Raw genomic sequence first — 16,160 nt, forward strand, 5'->3', positions numbered from 1 at the left:
ATCTGTTTTTCGCCAGTAGGTTCACCGAAAGCACGAGACTATCGAAGCAGTGTTCGGGAAGTCCGACACTGTCATCAGCCGATGATCGTTCGTGTCAGAATATCGGTGTCGTCCCTGGCAGAGGCACGTCCACTCCGTCCAGCACTTCGTCACGAAGCAGTAGCAGAAAACGGCGTGGTAACCGTGGCGACACGTCATCGAGACGTTGGCATGGCCACCGACCGGACTCGCAGCGCGGATTACTCGAGGTCGAAGCGGTCGTTGGTCATCACTTTATGCCACGCGTCCACGAAGTCGTCCACGAACTCCTCCTCTGCGTCATCGGCTCCGTACACCTCGGCGATGGCTCGGAGTCGGGAGTTCGACCCAAAGACGAGATCCACACGGGTAGCCTTCCGGACGAGTTCGCCCGTGTCGCGGTCGTACCCCCCGAACACGTGCTCGTCCTCCGAGACCGGTTCCCACTCCGTGTCCATGCCGAGCAGGTTCACGAAGAAGTCGTTGGTCAGCGTCGCCGGTCGGTCGGTGAAGACGCCGAGATCGGAGCCGTCGTAGTTCGCGTCCAGCGCCCGCATCCCGCCGACGAGCACCGTCATCTCGGGCGCGGTCAGATTCAGGAGCTCCGACCGGTCGACCAGCATCTCCTCGGCCGGCTGGTCGGCCTCGTCCGAGCGGTAGTTCCGGAACCCGTCCGCCGCCGGCTTGAGTGCCTCGAAGGACTCGACATCGGTCTGCTCCTGAGAGGCGTCCGTCCGGCCCGGCTCGAACGGGATGTTCACGTCGTGGCCGGCCTCGGCCGCCGCCTCCTCGACGGCCGCGTTGCCACCCAACACGATCAGGTCGGCGAGCGAGACTTTCGTCCCGTCCGAGCGCGAGTCGTTGAACTCCTCGCGGATCTCGTCGAGCGTGTCCAGCACGGTCGTCAGCTCCCCCGACTGGTTGACCTCCCAGTCCCGCTGCGGTCGGAGACGGAGCCGAGCGCCGTTCGCGCCACCGCGCTTGTCGCTGTCGCGGTACGTCGACGCCGACGCCCAGGCGGTTCTGACCAGTCCGGTGACGGACAGCTCCGAATCGAGGATCTCCTCTTCGAGTGCGGCGATCTCTTCCGCCCCGATCAGACTATGGTCGACATCGGGGAGCGGATCCTGCCACAGCATCTCCTCGTCGGGCACTTCGGGACCGAGGAGCCGGGTCGGCGGGCCCATGTCGCGGTGAATCAGTTTGTACCACGCTTTCGCGAACGCCTGCTGGAACTTGCGGGGGTCCTCCTGGAAGCGTTCGAGGACCTCCCGATAGTCCGAATCACGCTTCAGGGCGACGTCCGTCGTCAGCATCATGGGATCGACCGTTGCCGAGGAATCGTGGGCGTCCGGTACGGTGTCCTGTAGCTCCTCGCCGACCGGTCGCCACTGCCATGCACCGCCGGGACCCTTGTGCGCCTCCCACTCGTAGTCGAGCAGGTTGTCGATATACCCCATGTCCCACATGGTCGGCGTGCCGTTCCAGGGGCCCTCGATACCACCGGTGATCGTGTCGGCCCCTTTGCCGGATTCGTAGTCGCTCTCCCAGCCCAGGCCCTGTGACTCCATGGGGGCTGCCTCGGGTTCGGGGCCGAGATGCTCGGGATCGTCGGCGCCGTGGACCTTCCCGAACGTGTGTCCGCCGGCGATGAGCGCGACCGTCTCCTCGTCGTTCATCGCCATGTGGTCGAACGTCTCGCGGATGTTGTGTGCCGATCCCTCGACGTCGGGCTCACCGTACGGCCCCTCGGGGTTCACGTAGATGAGCCCCATGACGGTGTTACCGAGTGGGTTCTCGAGGTCGCCCTCCTCGTCGAAGCGTTCGGAGGAGGTGACCTCCATGTCGTCTTCGGGCCCCCAGTCGACCGCCTCGTCGGGCATGTACGCGTCCTCGCGTCCGCCGCCGAAGCCGAACGTCTCGAACCCCATCGACTCCAAGGCGACGTTCCCCGTCAGGACGATCATATCGGCCCACGAGAGGCTCTTGCCGTATTTCTGCTTGACCGGCCAGAGCAGGCGTCGGGCCTTGTCGAGGTTCGCGTTGTCGGGCCAGCTGTTGAGTGGTGCGAGCCGCTGTCCGGCGCGGTTCGCGCCACCGCGGCCGTCGGCGACGCGGTACGTGCCGGCGCTGTGCCACGCCATCCGGATCATCAGCGGACCGTAGTGGCCGTAGTCGGCCGGCCACCACTCCTGGGACGTCGTCAGCACGTCCTCGATGTCCGCCTTCACCTCGTCGAGATCGAGTTTCTCGAACTCCTCGGCGTAGTCGAACTCCTCGTCCATCGGATCGCCCGGGTGAGCGTTCCGGTCGAGGATCTCCAAGTCCAACTGATCCGGCCACCAATCCTGGTTCGATCTACTCATCGTCGAGCGACCTCCGAGAGCTCGTCGTCCGGTTCGCCCATCCCGTGTTTCGAATGTTCGTCTGACATGAGTCGAGCTGTCTACGGTGACACTCCGCGGCGAAGCAGTATAAATCTGACCAAACTAAGTCCACAATTTCCAGAATATATCTCCGGTAAGACGAACTATTTCTACCGATTTGCAAGGCAGGCCGTGCTGGCCACCAGCGGATCGGCCACAACAAATCGAGAGACGCTGGTGTAATAGACCAGTGAATCGAAGGAGACGAAGTGAACGACGCCGCATCAGGTGGCCCGAAACCAGATTCAGGGGATCTCGATGAGGTGGCAATAGTTACGCATCACCGTTGGACTGTGTATCCTCACGCAGTGTTCCGTGATCGTTCAGCTCCCGACGCAGACGGACGTCACACCGGCAAAGCTGGGGTTGGTGACGATCGACGATCGAGAAGGGTTGGCAAGCGTCTGACGTCTCGATAGGCAAGTTCGTTCGAAAACCGAACGGGCGCGACGGGATTTGAACCCGGTACAAACCTCGCTTCGCTCGGTTTGCGTGATTCAAATCCTGCGTGCCAGTTCGCTCCTCACATCCGTTCGTCGCTCACGGGCGCGACGGGATTTGAACCCGCGACGTCTTGGTCCGGAACCAAGAACTCTATCCACTGAGCTACGCGCCCACGATCACCAGTAACGCCGATGCCGATTTAGTCGTTGTGAAAATCGTCCGCGCCGCGTCAGGGCGTCTCGCTGGTTTCAAGCGTGAGGTCGGCAGTCGGATAGGCCACACAGGTCAGTGTGTAGCCGTCGCCGAGCTCGTCCTCGCTGAGCATCTCTTGGCCGTCATGGGTCAGGTAGTCCTCGGAGGGGCCATCGGTGACCTGGGCGCCACACGAGACGCACTGACCCTGTCGACAGGCGTAAGGCAGGTCCCAGCCCTCGTCCTCGCCGGCGTCGAGGAGGGTTTCGTTCTCCTTGACTTCGATCGTTTCGCCCTCCTTCACGTACTCGATATCGAAGCTCTCGGCCTCGTCGTCGGGGATCTCGGCCGGGCTGGGCTCTTCCTCTTCAGCTTCGCCCTCCGCGAGCTCGCCCTCGGCCTCGCCGCCACCGCCGACCGCGCTCCCCGGAACCGCTCCGCCGCCGATCGAGCGGTTCATCGGCTCGGGGAAATCGGTTTCAGGGACGCTCTCGGCGCGGTGTTCGAGGACGTCCTGGGAGATGTCGTTCGGGATGACCCGTTCGGTTCCTGGCGAGAAATGCAGCGCTACCATGACGAGCACAGCCAAGAGCCCAATGGAGAGACCGACGACCTCGACCATGAACGCGCTATGGAATCGTGGTTTAACTAGCTATCGGTCTCCCCACCCACCTTTTGCTGTCGCCCGAAAATCTCCGATTTTCGGGATGACGAGATGCCTTCGGCGTCTCGAACCACGCTCACTCGCACCGCTCGTTCGCTCGTGGTTCGATCACTAACATCTCCGCAGCCGCACAGCACCGCCGAAGCCCTCGCTCACTTCGTTCGCTCGCCCTTCATCCACCAGGCACCGCCACCACGCCGCACTGCCACTGTACCGCAACTGCCACCGCCTACCGCCTGGCAATCTCGTGACGACCGAACCCGTATCGGAGCCGGTTGGCGAGTCGCCGCGCGAACCGACCCTCGTCGGCCCGCGAGCCGAACCGCTCGGCGAGCGCGGNGTAGATCAGCGGCACCGGGATCTCCTGGGCGAGCGCCTCCTCGACGGTCCACGTTCCCGTCGAGCCGCCCGCAACGTGGTCGGCGACGTCACCCAGATCGCCGCCCTCCTCGTGGAACGCCTCCTCTGCGAGTTCGAGCAGCCACGACCGGATGACTGCGCCGTTGTTCCAGGTGCGAGCGACGGCTTCGAGATCGAGGTCGTACCGCCCGTCGTGGAGGAGTTCGAACCCCTCGCCGTAGGCCTCCATCAGCGCGTACTCCACGCCGTTGTGAACCATCTTGACGTAGTGGCCCGAACCTGCGGGCCCCATCCTCGCGTGACCGTCGGGACCCGTCGCCACGGCATCGAAGACCGGGGTGAGTTCCTCGTAGGCCCACTCGGGACCGCCGATCATCAGCGAAAACCCGAGCTCCGCGCCGGCAGGGCCCCCAGAAGTCCCACAGTCGAGATACGCCGCCGGCGTCGCGTCGGCTCGTCGCACCGATTCCTCGAAGTGTGAGTTACCGCCGTCGATCACCACGTCGTCGCCGTCGAGGTGAGCTTCGAGGTCGTCGAGCGCAGCGTCGATAGCGTCGCCCGCGGGCACCATCAGCCAGATCCGTTTTTCGTTTCCGAGCCGGTCAGCGAGGTCTCCAATGGAGTCGGCCGGTTCGGCTCCCACCGCCGCGGCGGTCGCGACGGCCTCTTCGTCCACGTCGAAGGCGACCACGTCGTGGCCCGCGTCGAGCACGCGCTCGGTCACGATCCGCCCCATCCGCCCGAGTCCGACGACGCCCAGTTGCATACCCGCCCCTCCGCGGGCGCGCAGGTAGGGGTTGTGGTTCGCCCGGGTCAGGGCGGGTTTCGGTCGCCGCTGGATCGACGCTCGTCGTTCCCGGGCGGCCCCGCCGACGACGTCCCGTCGGCGACCGCCCGCTCCAGCGCGCGCCGATCGCGCGAATCGAGATCGCCCGTCCCGCTCGACGAGCTCGCCGTCCTGCATTCGCTGGAGGCCGTGCCAGAGGCCGAGAAACAGCGCTGTGGGCGCGACGCAGACGAACGCACCGACCAGCACGCGAAACAGGAGATTCAGGGACAATGGTAGAACTTGTCGTACTAATCACTAACTCCCATCATCCTCTCGATACGAACGCCGGCAGTCGTCGAGGACTCGGTCAAGCCCATCGAGGCGGTATCGCCCAACACGAACGTTTATCAGACGGACTCGCGTGGGTGGAGCCATGAGCGTGATGTCGTCGGTAGTACGTCGCTGAACCACCGACTTGCACGTTCTCGGCACAATTGTTCGCCCAGTCGCGGGTATCCAGAAAGGACGATTCATGACAGAGCTAGCTGAAACCTACGATCCCGACGCGCTCGAAGCCAAGTGGCGCGAGGAGTGGCACGCATCCGACCTGTATCACGACGACGACCACGATGATAGCGCAACCGAGTACGTGATCGACACGCCGCCGCCCTATCCGACGGGCGACCTCCACATCGGGCACGCGCTCGGCTGGAGCTACATGGACTTCGCCGCGCGCTACCACCGAATGCAGGGGAAAAACGTCTCCTTCCCGCAGGGTTGGGACTGTCACGGCCTCCCGACGGAGGTCAAAGTCGAGGAGAACCACGACATCCGGCGGACGGACGTGCCGCGCGAGGAGTTCCGGGAGCTGTGCGTCGAGCACACCGAACGGAAGATCGACGGGATGAAGGAGACGATGCAGTGGCTCGGCTTCTCTCAGGACTGGTCTCAGGAGTACCGCACGATGGACTCCGACTACTGGGGGAAAACCCAGCGCTCGTTCGTCGAGATGGCGGAGAAAGGGTACGTTCACCGCGACGAGCATCCCGTGAACTGGTGTCCACGGTGTGAGACCGCGATCGCCGACGCCGAAGTCGAGAACGTCGACACCGAGGGCACGCTCTCGACGGTCCGCTTTTCGGGGATCGACAACGACGCGATCGAGATCGCCACCACCCGTCCCGAACTGCTCGCAGCCTGCGTCGGGATGGCGGTCGATCCCGACGACGAGCGCTACGCCGACCGGATCGGCGACACCTTCGAGGTGCCGCTGTTCGGTCAGGAAGTCGAACTCGTCGCGAGCGAGGAAGTCGACGGCGACTTCGGCACCGGCGCGGTGATGATCTGCACCTTCGGCGACAAACAGGACGTCGACTGGTGGGCGGAGTACGATCTCGACCTCCGGCCCGTGGTGACCGAGGACGGCCGACTTGCGGAGGACGTTCCGGAGTTCGGCGGGCTCGCGATCGACGACGCGAACGAGGAGATCAGCACCGCGCTCCAGCGCGAGGGGTATCTCCGCGACGAGGAACCCATCGAGCAGTCGGTCGGGGCGTGCTGGCGGTGTGACACGCCGATCGAGATCCTCTCGAAAGAGCAGTGGTTCGTCCGGGTCGATCGCGAGGAGATCCTCGACAACGCTCGGGAGGTCGACTGGATTCCCGAGCACATGTACGATCGCCTCGAAGAGTGGACCGAGGGGATGGAGTGGGACTGGGTGATCTCCCGCCAGCGCGTGTTCGCCACCCCGATCCCGGCGTGGTCGTGTGACGACTGCGGTCACTGGCATGTCGCCGAGCTGGACGATCTCCCCGCCAAACCCACCGAGGACGATCCCGACGCCGACTGCCCGGAGTGCGGTGCGGACGCGTGGACTGGCGAGACCGACGTGATGGACACGTGGATGGACTCGTCGATCTCGGCGCTCCACGTCGCGGGCTGGCCCGACGCCGACTTCAGCCCCGTGCAGCTCCGCGAGCAGGGCCACGACATCATCCGAACGTGGGCGTTTTACACGCTCCTCCGGACGGCGGCGCTCGAAGACCAGCGACCGTGGGACGAGGCGCTCATCAACGGAATGGTCTTGGGTACTGACGGCAACAAGATGAGCAAATCGAAGGACAACTCGGTCGCACCGATCGATGTCGTCGAGGATCATTCGGCCGACGCGTTCCGCCAGGCACTCGCCCTCGGCGGCCAGCCGGGAAGCGACATCCAGTTCCAGCCCAAAGAAGTCACGAGCGCGTCGCGTTTCCTCACGAAGCTCTGGAACATCACGCGCTTCGCGAGCCAGCATCTCGATACCGAGAGCCACGGATCGGTGGCCGACGAAGGAGCGTTCGACGAGGCTGCCACCGACGCCGACCGCTGGATCCTCTCGCGGTGCGCGCGGGTCGCTGACGACGTCGCGGCCGACATGAACGAGTACCGGTTTGACCGGGCGCTCCGGAAGGTCCGGGAGTTCGTCTGGCACGACCTCGCCGACGACTACGTCGAACTCATCAAGGGGCGACTCTACGAGGGCAACGACACCGAACGCGACGCCGCACGCCACGCGCTTTCGACGACACTCTCGGCGTCGCTCCGGATGCTCGCCCCGTTCTCGCCGTTCCTCGCCGAAGAGGCGTACCATCACCTGCCCGATACGTCGGGCAGCGTCCACGCCGCTACGTGGCCCGCGCTCGATATCGCCGACGACGCCGCGGAGGCGCGCGGCGAACGGATCGCCGCAGTCGCGAGCGCGGTCCGGGCGTGGAAATCCGACGAAGGCATGGCGCTCAACGCCGACCTCGCTCGGATCGAGGTCTACGCCGACGGAATCGCCGAACTCGATACTGGCGACCTGAGCGCGACGGTGAACGCCCCAGTGACGGTCGAGACGGGCGAACCCGACGTGGAGATGGTCGCGGTGGGTGTCGATCCCGACCACAGCACGATCGGCCCCGAGTTCCGCGATCGGGCTGGCGCGGTCGTGGGCGCGCTCGAAGCCACCGATCCCACCGCTGTCGAGCGACAGAAGAACGAGAACGGCACGATCGAACTCGACGTTGAGGGTGAGACGGTCACGCTCGACGGCGACGCGGTCGCGGTCGAGCGCGAGCAGCGCGTCGCGGGCGAAGAAGTCGCGGTTCTCGACGCCGAGGGCGCGACGGTGCTCGTCTTCCCGTAGCACCGCTTCTATCGAGGTGTCACAGAACGATTCTCTCGCGGGATCACTGCACCGAGCTGCGGCTACGGATCGGATATCGGAGGAACAGAGCCGGTGACACGATCCGGGCTACTGGCCGCGACCGTTCTCAGGCGTAGCGTTCGAGTTCAGGCCGGTCGAGGTCGGAGAGCACGTCGCCCGCCGTGTCGTCGAGGAGGCTCTGACCGTCGGCGGTGACGCGGCGGCCCTCGCCCTCGGCGGTCTCGACGAGGTCTTCGGTTTCGAGCTGCTGGAGCACAGTTCGAATGATCTTCCCGCTGCCCTCGGTCTTTTTCGCCGGAGCGACACCGTAGCGGTTCGAGCCGTCCTTTGTGCCGCCGTAGGCGGTCGTGAGCCGGTCGACGCCGATCTCGCCGTCGATAGCGACCCGTCGGAGGAGGCTGGCAGCGCGGGTTCGCCAGAAGTCTTCCTGTTCGGGCGGGAGCTCGCGACCCGCGCCGGTCTTCGCGTAGGTCGCCCAGTCGGGGCGTTCGATGCTCTCGGGGAGGCGTTCGACGAGCGCCTCGATGAGCGCATCCGCCGGAACGTCGTAGAGAGTTGCCATACGTACGAAACGCTCGCGGGTGGGGTTAAACGCGTCGGTAGCGTTCTGAGGGGAGTCGTCGATCGAACACGTCTCCCTCCCACCGTCGTGGACAGTAGAATCAGTCGCCATCTCGGCGAACCTCACAACGGTGGTCGATTCGGCTACGGGAAACCTCGACACGAATGAGAACCGCAGACCACACACCTCCCCAGCCGACTGCGCTCCTCGCTCACTTCGTTCGCTGTGGTGCTCATCCCTCGCACGGGAGAGCGCTTACACTGCAGCGCTCTCCGCGCGCCACCGCCTCCCAATGGACGCCTCAGTACCGAGAAGTGCTCCGTCAGCGGTCGGCGAGCACCGCAGCGGTACCTCCACCGATGACGGTCGGGAGGAGGTAGGTCGCGCCGCGGTGGATGAGGACGGCGGCCGTCACGGTCGCCAGCGGGAGGCCGGTGGTTGCGAGAACGAGCGCACCGAGGACTGCTTCGACCCCGCCGAGCCCGCCGGGGAGTGGTGTGATGCTCGCCATCGCGCCCGTCGGAATGGCGACCAGCACGACGGCGGGCGAGACGGTGTGGCCGAGCGCGAACAGCGAGAGCCAAAGCGAGGTCGCGAGCCCGACCCAGCCCGCCGTCGAGAAGACGAGGGCGAACACCAGTCCACGGGGGTTGGTAGCGACGCGCTCGACGGCCGTGAAGAAGCCCTCGATCCGCCCTTCGAGCGCGGCCCGGCTCGGTGCCGATCGGCGCGGCACGAGCTCGCCGAGGCGCTGGAGGAGCGGCGCGAGCGAGTCGACCGCGATCCGTTCGAGCCGGTAGCGGTTGCGCCACCCGAGCACCACCGCGATCGGCACCACGATCGCGAACGCCACCACCGCGATCGTCGCGTATTCGAGGTTCTCACCGAACGTGATCGAGGTCGTGAAGTAGCCCAGTCCGACGAGGGCGAGCCCGATCGAGGGAACGAAGTTGAGCGCGTCGACGCTCGCGATCGCCGCGAGCCCAGTCTCGTACTCACTGTCGGAAGCCCGCGAGATGAGCAGCGCGCTCACCGGCTCGCCGCCGGCCTGGCCAAAGGGCGTGACGTTGTTCGCAAACGTCGCCCCCGCGAACACGAGGACGGCCGCCGGCACCGTGATCGGTGCGCCGAGCACCCGCAGAACGGTGTGCAACGACATCCCCCACGCGCCGAGCCAGCAGATCGCGATGGCCACGATCCCGAGCAGGACCGGCAGGCTGGCCCCCGCGAGCGCGTCGATCGTCTTGTCGATCCCGACGCCCCAGACGAGGACGGCGAGAACGCAGAGCGCACCCGCAAATCCGATGAGCGTGGCTCTGAGATCGTCGCCGCGGATCATGTCGGTGTCGAAGGAGCGACCCCGGGATGAACCCTCCGGAACGCGTTCGTGATCGTCGATCGAAAGGACGGATCACTCGTCTCCACTGGGATCGAACGGGTTTTCCTCACCGCCATCGAACGCCGATCATGGACGAGCGGGCGGCTCTCGACAGCCTCGCCGGGCACGTTCCTGCCGCGGGCGACGACTGTGCGGTCGTCGACGGCTCGGTGCTCACGACCGACATGCTTCACGAGTCGACCGACTTCCCCGACGGCACGACGCGGTACACCGCGGGCTGGCGCGCGGTCGGGGCGTCGCTCTCGGACGTGGCCGCGATGGGAGCTTCAGCGCAGGCGGCAGTCGCGGTCTACGCCGCTCCCGAACTCGACGAGGCTGATCTGACGGCGTTCGTCGACGGCGCGAGCGACGTCTGTGAGGCGTGCGGGGCGGAGTACGTCGGCGGCGATCTCGACAGCCACGACGAGTTCACCGTCGCGACGACCGCGCTCGGCCGGACCGACGATCCGGTACTGCGGTCGGGTGCGGAGCCGGGCGAGGCGGTCTGTGTGACCGGCCACCTCGGCCGGAGCGGTGCGGCGCTCCGACTGTTCGCGGCGGGTGAGAACGACCGCGCGAACGAACTGTTTCGGTTCACGCCGCGCGTCGCGGCCGGCGAGGCGATCGCGCCGCACGCGGGCGCGATGATGGATAGCAGCGACGGGCTTGCCCGCTCGCTTCACCAACTGGCCGCGGCGAGCGACTGCGGGTTCGCGGTCGAGATGCCGTTGCCCGTCGCCGATGCGGTCGGCGAGGTCGCCGCCGATCCGGCCGAAAAACGCGAACTGAGCGTTTTCTTCGGCGAGGATTTCGAACTCGTGTTCACCGTCCCTGAGAGCGCGCTCGATACCGTCCGCGAGGCCGCACCAGTCGCCATCACCCGGATCGGAACGGTCGTCGAGAGCGGTGTGACGCTTGACGACGAGCCGCTCGACGATCGGGGTTACACCCACGGATAGCGCGCCGCGCGGTCGCTGCGGTGGTGGCGGTGCGGCGGTGGTGGCGGTGCGGCGGCGGGTGCGGTGCTGCTGCGGTGCGGGCCTGGCGTCTCGACGAGTACCGGAGCACGCTTTGCGCGTGGTTCGAGGGAGCGAAGCTCCCTCGTCATCACGAAAGGCACGAAGCGCCTTTCGAACGACTCCGAACTCCCGTTCACCTTCGGTTCACGAGAACGCAGCGAGTCGAGGCTCAGGAGAGCTTGCTCTCCTGGCGTCTCGTGTGAGTGAAACGAGCACGAGGCTTGTCGGAGATTTCTCTGACAGCGGATGAAGGGCGAGCGACGGGCGGTGCGAACGAAGTGAGCACCGCCGAACGCACGAACGGGGAGGAACGGCCCGTAAGCGAACGGAGTGAGCGCGCGGCGAGGGCTTCGGCGGTGCTGTGCGGAGGCGGGGCGGTAGTGGTGAGTGCCAGCAGTCGTACCGCGAACGAACGAAGCGAGTGAGCGGGGATTTTCAGTCCACCGGAAGACTCGCTTCGCTCGCCTTCGGAGCTTTGTCTCGTGGTTCGAGAGAGCGAAGCTCTCCCGTCACTGAGCGGGAGCAAAGCTCCCGCGAGGTCCGAAAGAACAGCGTTCTTTCGGGATGCCGAGACGGCTTCGCCGTCTCGTAGCAAAGTAAAAAAGTGGTTTTAGAGCACGCGCTTGCCGAGCGCGCTCGCGGCGAGTTCGACACCGAGCTCAGCGGTCTCGTTGTGTGAATCGAGGATCGGGTTCGCCTCGACGACTTCGAGCGAGCGGAGGATTCCTTCATACTCGTCACGGTCGGCGAGGGTTTCGAGCGCGGAGTGGGCCTCGCGGTAGGTGACGCCGCCGCGGACGGGCGTGCCGACGCCCGGCGCGTGAGAGGGGTCGAGCCAGTCGAGATCGAGGCTGACGTGGATGCCGTCGACGCCATCGGTGGCGATATCGAGCGCTTCCTCGGTGACGTCGACGACCCCGCGCTGGTCGATGTCGGACATGGTGTAGGCCGTAATCGCGCTGTCACGGATGCGCTCGCGCTCGGGTTCGTCGACGCTTCGGAGGCCGACGAGGACGACGTTCTCCTCGCGGAGACCGGATGCGTTCGCCCACGGCGTGTCGGCGAACGTGCCCATCCCGAGCGCGGCCGCGAGCGGCATCCCGTGGACGTTGCCCGAGGGCGTGGTTTCGGGCGTGTTGACGTCGCTGTGGGCGTCGAACCAGATCGCGCCGATCTCGGCGTCGCGCGACGCGCCGGCGAGCGTGCCGATCGCGATCGAGTGATCGCCCCCCAGGACGAGCGGGAGCGCGCCGCCGTCGATCGAGGACGCGACCTCGTCGGCGAGCCGCGTACAGACCGACTCGACCTCGTCGAGATACTTCGCGTTGGCCTCGATCGACCTCGCCTCGGGATCGCGCTCCTCGGCGTGCGGGACCGTGAGATCGCCGGCATCGACACACGAGCGACCGATGCTGTCGAGCGTCGACGCGAGCCCGGCGTACCGGATGGCCGAGGGGCCCATGTCGACGCCCCGCCGGTCGGCTCCGAGATCCATCGGGACGCCGATCGTACTGATCGTCATGTGAACACCTCGACCGCGGCGGTATAAAAATCGGCTGTGATGGCCGCGGTGAGTGGGGCTAGGGTGCTGAGGCTGCGGTCTGGGGCTGTGACTACTGGTACTGCGCGCAGACTCGCCGAATGCCCTCTCCGAAGTCGATCTGGGGCTCCCAGCCGGTTGCCGCCGTCATCTTCGTGGCGTCGGCCATCGTGTCGTGGACGAACATGTCCTCGTCGATGGGGTTTGCGACGTGCTCGGGCTCGATCTCCGTGCCGAGCTCGTCGTTCAACATCTCGACGACCGTGTTCGCGGAGTAGCTCTCGCTCGTCCCGAGGTTGTAGATCCCCGTCAACCGGTTGTCGGCGGCGTGTTCGAGCCCCCGGACGATGTCCGAGACGTGGGTGAAATCCCGCGTGTGCGAGCCGTCGCCGTAGATGACCGGCGGGCGACCGTTCGCGAGGTCGTCGGCGAACTGCGCGATGATGTTGGCGAACTCACCTTTGTGGCCCTCCGAGCCGCCGTAGCCCTGGTACACGGAGAAAAACCGCATCCCGGCCGCCGTCATCTCGTAGCGGTTGGCGAAGTACTCGGCGTAGCGCTCGCGGGCGAGTTTCGAGGCCTCGTAGCCCGATCCGGCCTCGATCGGCATGTCCTCCGGCGAGGGCTCGGTTCGATCGCCGTAGATCGAGGACGTCGAGGCGTAGACCACGGTGTCACAGCCGTCGCGGCGGACCTGTTCGACCGTGTTCACGAACCCCTCGACGTTGACTCGTGCGCCGCGCTGGGGGTTCTCCTCGTGCATCTTCTGAGAAGAGAGCGCCGCGAGGTGGAAGAGCACGTCCACGTCGCTCGGGAGATCCTCGTCGACCACGCTCGCCTCGACGTACTCCACACCCTCATCGAGGTTGTCGGGTGTGCCGAGGTAGCCGTCGTCGAGCGCGATCACGTCGTTCGTTTCGGCGAGGTGGTTCGCGAGATTCGACCCGATGAACCCCGCGCCACCGGTGACGAGCACGCGCTGTCCTTGCATGGCTCGACGGGGCGGGCCGATCGTCAAATCTCTATCGGAACGGTGTCGTCCACGGCGCTTCCGGAACCGCCGGACCGGAAGCGGACACCCACCGGGTTTAAGTACGCGTGTCACGAATACGGATATATGTCATCTATCGAACTGACTGACAGTCAGAAGAAGATTCTCCAGGAGCTGGTCGATCTCTACCGCGAGAGCGAGAGCGCAGTCAAAGGCGAGTCGATCGCGGAGATGGTCGACCGGAACCCCGGCACGATCCGCAACCAGATGCAGAGCCTCAAAGCGCTCCAGCTCGTCGAGGGCGTCCCGGGGCCGAAAGGCGGGTACAAGCCGACGGCGAACGCCTACAGCGCGCTCGACATCCAGGAGATGGACGAGCCCGAAACCGTTCCGCTGGCCCACAACGGCGAGCCCGTCGACAACGCCAACGTCCAGGAGATCGATCTCATCAGCGTTCACCACCCCGAGAAATGTCGTGCGGAGATCCACCTCCAGGGATCGGTCCGGGAGTTCCACGACGGTGACTCGGTCACGGTCGGCCCGACACCGAAATCACACCTCGTGATCGAGGGCGTGATCGACGGCACGGTCGACACCGACAACGTCCTCGTACTCAACACGAACGGGATGCGAGCCCCGGCGGAAAACTGAGCGAGACGGCGGTTCTTCACTTCTCAGCGGTCGAGCCGGATGAGCTGGTCGGCCTCGCCCGCAAACCGGACCGTGGCGGCGTCGAAGGAATCAGCGTATCGCACGAGCAGCGTCAGGAGGAGCTCCGGCCGGACGAGAGCGTAGCCGTCGGCGCGCGAGAGCAGTCCCGCGCGTTCGAGGTCGGCGGCGTGTTTGCTCACCGTGGGCCGCGAGACCCCGAGTTCGCTCGCGAGACCGCTCGCGGTCGCGTCGGGATCGGCCAGCAGCGCGCGCACCATCCCGCGTGGCGTCTCACGACGGAGATACCCGAGCGCGACCTGTTCGAACTCGTCGAACTCGTTCGCGGGGAAATACCGTCGGTAGTCGCCGTCGCGTCGGCTCTCGATCGTCGTCTCCTCGCGGAGCCGGCGGAGGTGGTGTTGGGTCTCGCCGGTACCGAGATCGAGGTCGTCACGGAGCTTCGAGAAGTGTGCGCCGGGCGTCGCGGCGAGGTAGCCCGCAATACCGCTCCGGGCGTCGTTGTCGTTGTCGCTTGCGAGGTGTGTAAACGGGCCGACCGCTCCGAGCGCGGCGAAGCGCCGGAGCGTGGACCGCTTCTGTTCGTCGACCTCGCGCTCGGCCATTGTGACTCCTTGGGGGTACCTCCCTAAAAACCCCTTCGACCGTGCGTGCTACCGTCTCGACCGCCAAAACGACTCTGATCAGTTGGGTTCCGACTCGACCTCGCTCTCCTCGGTGCTGCCCGTTTCGGTCCCTTCAGGGCGTTCGGTGCCACCGGTGTCGCTCGTCGTACCGCTGGGTTCGTCCATCTCCGCGATGACCTGATCGGGGTCCTGGATGTCGCCGGTCGCCTCCCCGGTTTTGATCGCTTCGGCCTCTTGTTCCATCGCCTCGATGTCGAGTTCGGCGTCCTCGTCGATGTTGCCGATGATCTCGTCGATGTCGTCGAGCCCGATCAGCTCGCGGGTCTCCTCGTCGAAGTCGAGGCTGTCGAGGTCCTGGCCGTCCTCGCGGACGTCGCTGCCGGTGAGATGCTTGCCGTACCGACCGAGCATCGAGGAGAGCTCCTGGGGCAGGACGAACGTCGTCGATTCGCCCTGACCGATCGATTCGAGGGTCTCCATCCCCTTGTCGATCACCGCACGCTCGCCCATCGACTCGGCGGATTTCGCGCGCAGTACTGTGGAGACCGCATCACCCTGGGCTTCGAGGATCTGGCTCTGCTTTTCACCCTGCGCACGGATGATGTTCGACTGCTTTTCACCCTCCGCACTCTCGACCGCACTCCGGCGTTCACCCTGGGCTTCGAGGATCATCGCACGGCGACGTCGCTCGGCGGAGGTCTGCTGCTCCATCGCCTGCTGGACGTCCGCCGAGGGGTTCACTTCGCGGACTTCGACCGACTCGACTCGGACGCCCCACTCGTCGGTCGGCTCGTCGAGTTCCTTCCGGATGCGGCCGTTGATCTCCGAGCGCTTGCTCAGCGTGTCGTCCAAGTCCATGTCACCCAGGACCGCTCGCAGCGTGGTCTGGGCGAGATTCGAGACCGCGCGCTTGTAGTCGTCGACTTCGAGGAACGCCTTCTTCGCGTCCATCACCTTGATGTAGACGACCGCGTCCGCCGTCACGGGCGAGTTGTCGCGCGTGATGGCTTCCTGGCGCGGGACGTCGAGGGTCTGGGTCCGCATGTCGAACGGGTAGGTGTTGTTGACGAACGGCGGGACGAAGTTGATCCCGGGTTCGAGCAATTTCCGGTAGTCGCCGAGCACCGTGAGCGCACGTTTCTCGTAGGCGTTGACGATCTCCACCGCGCTGTAGACGGTGATGATCGCGACCGCCAGCACTAACAGTACCACGATCGCCGGGGCGAGCGTGAGCCCGGCCTGGAGCGGAACGAGTGTCATCCAGCTTGAGTTAGGAAGACGGGGACATAAGGGTTCGGTCGGGGAAAAACGA

Annotated in this window: 12 protein-coding genes and 1 tRNA gene; 3 read left to right on the forward strand and 10 right to left on the reverse strand. The window is 65.7% G+C overall.

Features of this window, described 5'->3' with window-relative positions; genetic code table 11:
- Positions 1 to 239 precede the first annotated feature (239 nt).
- The 4 genes from katG to gnd all read right to left on the reverse strand — a co-directional run bounded on the left by katG (position 240) and on the right by gnd (position 4,870).
- Positions 240 to 2,384 (reverse strand): catalase/peroxidase HPI, encoded by a 2,145-nt coding sequence (gene katG, locus C450_RS01245; protein WP_005039010.1) that lies wholly within the window; start codon positions 2,382 to 2,384, stop codon positions 240 to 242.
- A 603-nt stretch (positions 2,385 to 2,987) separates the two neighbouring features.
- A tRNA-Arg gene (locus C450_RS01250) sits at positions 2,988 to 3,060 on the reverse strand.
- 57 nt (positions 3,061 to 3,117) lie between these two features.
- Positions 3,118 to 3,702: a 2Fe-2S iron-sulfur cluster-binding protein gene (locus C450_RS01255; RefSeq protein WP_005039012.1), complete on the reverse strand. Its 585-nt coding sequence runs from the start codon at positions 3,700 to 3,702 to the stop codon at positions 3,118 to 3,120.
- A 271-nt stretch (positions 3,703 to 3,973) separates the two neighbouring features.
- Positions 3,974 to 4,870 carry a phosphogluconate dehydrogenase (NAD(+)-dependent, decarboxylating) gene (gene gnd / locus C450_RS01260; RefSeq protein ID WP_005039014.1) on the reverse strand — a complete coding sequence of 299 codons (897 nt, stop codon included), beginning with the start codon at positions 4,868 to 4,870 and terminating at the stop codon, positions 3,974 to 3,976.
- Positions 4,871 to 5,405: 535 nt separating this feature from the next.
- Here gnd and C450_RS01265 point away from each other — a divergent pair.
- Positions 5,406 to 8,042, forward strand: a complete 2,637-nt coding sequence (locus tag C450_RS01265) for a valine--tRNA ligase (RefSeq protein WP_005039017.1) — start codon at positions 5,406 to 5,408, stop codon at positions 8,040 to 8,042.
- Between the two features lie 127 nt (positions 8,043 to 8,169).
- On the opposite strand, the gene C450_RS01270 is transcribed toward C450_RS01265, so the two are convergent.
- Positions 8,170 to 8,625 carry a 30S ribosomal protein S19e gene (locus C450_RS01270; RefSeq protein ID WP_005039019.1) on the reverse strand — a complete coding sequence of 152 codons (456 nt, stop codon included), beginning with the start codon at positions 8,623 to 8,625 and terminating at the stop codon, positions 8,170 to 8,172.
- Between the two features lie 322 nt (positions 8,626 to 8,947).
- Positions 8,948 to 9,964: a lysylphosphatidylglycerol synthase transmembrane domain-containing protein gene (locus C450_RS01275; RefSeq protein ID WP_005039020.1), complete on the reverse strand. Its 1,017-nt coding sequence runs from the start codon at positions 9,962 to 9,964 to the stop codon at positions 8,948 to 8,950.
- A 128-nt stretch (positions 9,965 to 10,092) separates the two neighbouring features.
- On the opposite strand from C450_RS01275, the gene thiL reads away from it, so the two are divergent.
- Positions 10,093 to 10,962: a thiamine-phosphate kinase gene (thiL, locus tag C450_RS01280; RefSeq protein WP_005039023.1), complete on the forward strand. Its 870-nt coding sequence runs from the start codon at positions 10,093 to 10,095 to the stop codon at positions 10,960 to 10,962.
- Positions 10,963 to 11,632: 670 nt separating this feature from the next.
- On the opposite strand, the gene rocF is transcribed toward thiL, so the two are convergent.
- Together rocF and C450_RS01290 are read right to left on the reverse strand one after the other, a co-directional pair.
- Positions 11,633 to 12,544 carry an arginase gene (gene rocF / locus C450_RS01285; RefSeq protein WP_005039025.1) on the reverse strand — a complete coding sequence of 304 codons (912 nt, stop codon included), beginning with the start codon at positions 12,542 to 12,544 and terminating at the stop codon, positions 11,633 to 11,635.
- 91 nt (positions 12,545 to 12,635) lie between these two features.
- A complete protein-coding gene (locus C450_RS01290) occupies positions 12,636 to 13,553 on the reverse strand; it encodes an NAD-dependent epimerase/dehydratase family protein (RefSeq protein ID WP_005039028.1) in 918 nt (305 codons plus the stop codon).
- Between the two features lie 126 nt (positions 13,554 to 13,679).
- On the opposite strand from C450_RS01290, the gene C450_RS01295 reads away from it, so the two are divergent.
- On the forward strand, positions 13,680 to 14,204 hold the full coding sequence (locus C450_RS01295; RefSeq protein WP_005039030.1) for an Rrf2 family transcriptional regulator: 525 nt from the start codon (positions 13,680 to 13,682) through the stop codon (positions 14,202 to 14,204).
- 23 nt (positions 14,205 to 14,227) lie between these two features.
- Here C450_RS01295 and C450_RS01300 read toward each other — a convergent pair whose 3' ends face one another.
- On the reverse strand, positions 14,228 to 14,827 hold the full coding sequence (locus C450_RS01300) for a winged helix-turn-helix transcriptional regulator (protein ID WP_005039032.1): 600 nt from the start codon (positions 14,825 to 14,827) through the stop codon (positions 14,228 to 14,230).
- A 78-nt stretch (positions 14,828 to 14,905) separates the two neighbouring features.
- Positions 14,906 to 16,108: an SPFH domain-containing protein gene (locus C450_RS01305; RefSeq protein ID WP_005039034.1), complete on the reverse strand. Its 1,203-nt coding sequence runs from the start codon at positions 16,106 to 16,108 to the stop codon at positions 14,906 to 14,908.
- Positions 16,109 to 16,160: the final 52 nt, after the last annotated feature.

This window comes from Halococcus salifodinae DSM 8989, assembly GCF_000336935.1.
Taxonomy (GTDB): Archaea; Halobacteriota; Halobacteria; order Halobacteriales; family Halococcaceae; genus Halococcus; species Halococcus salifodinae.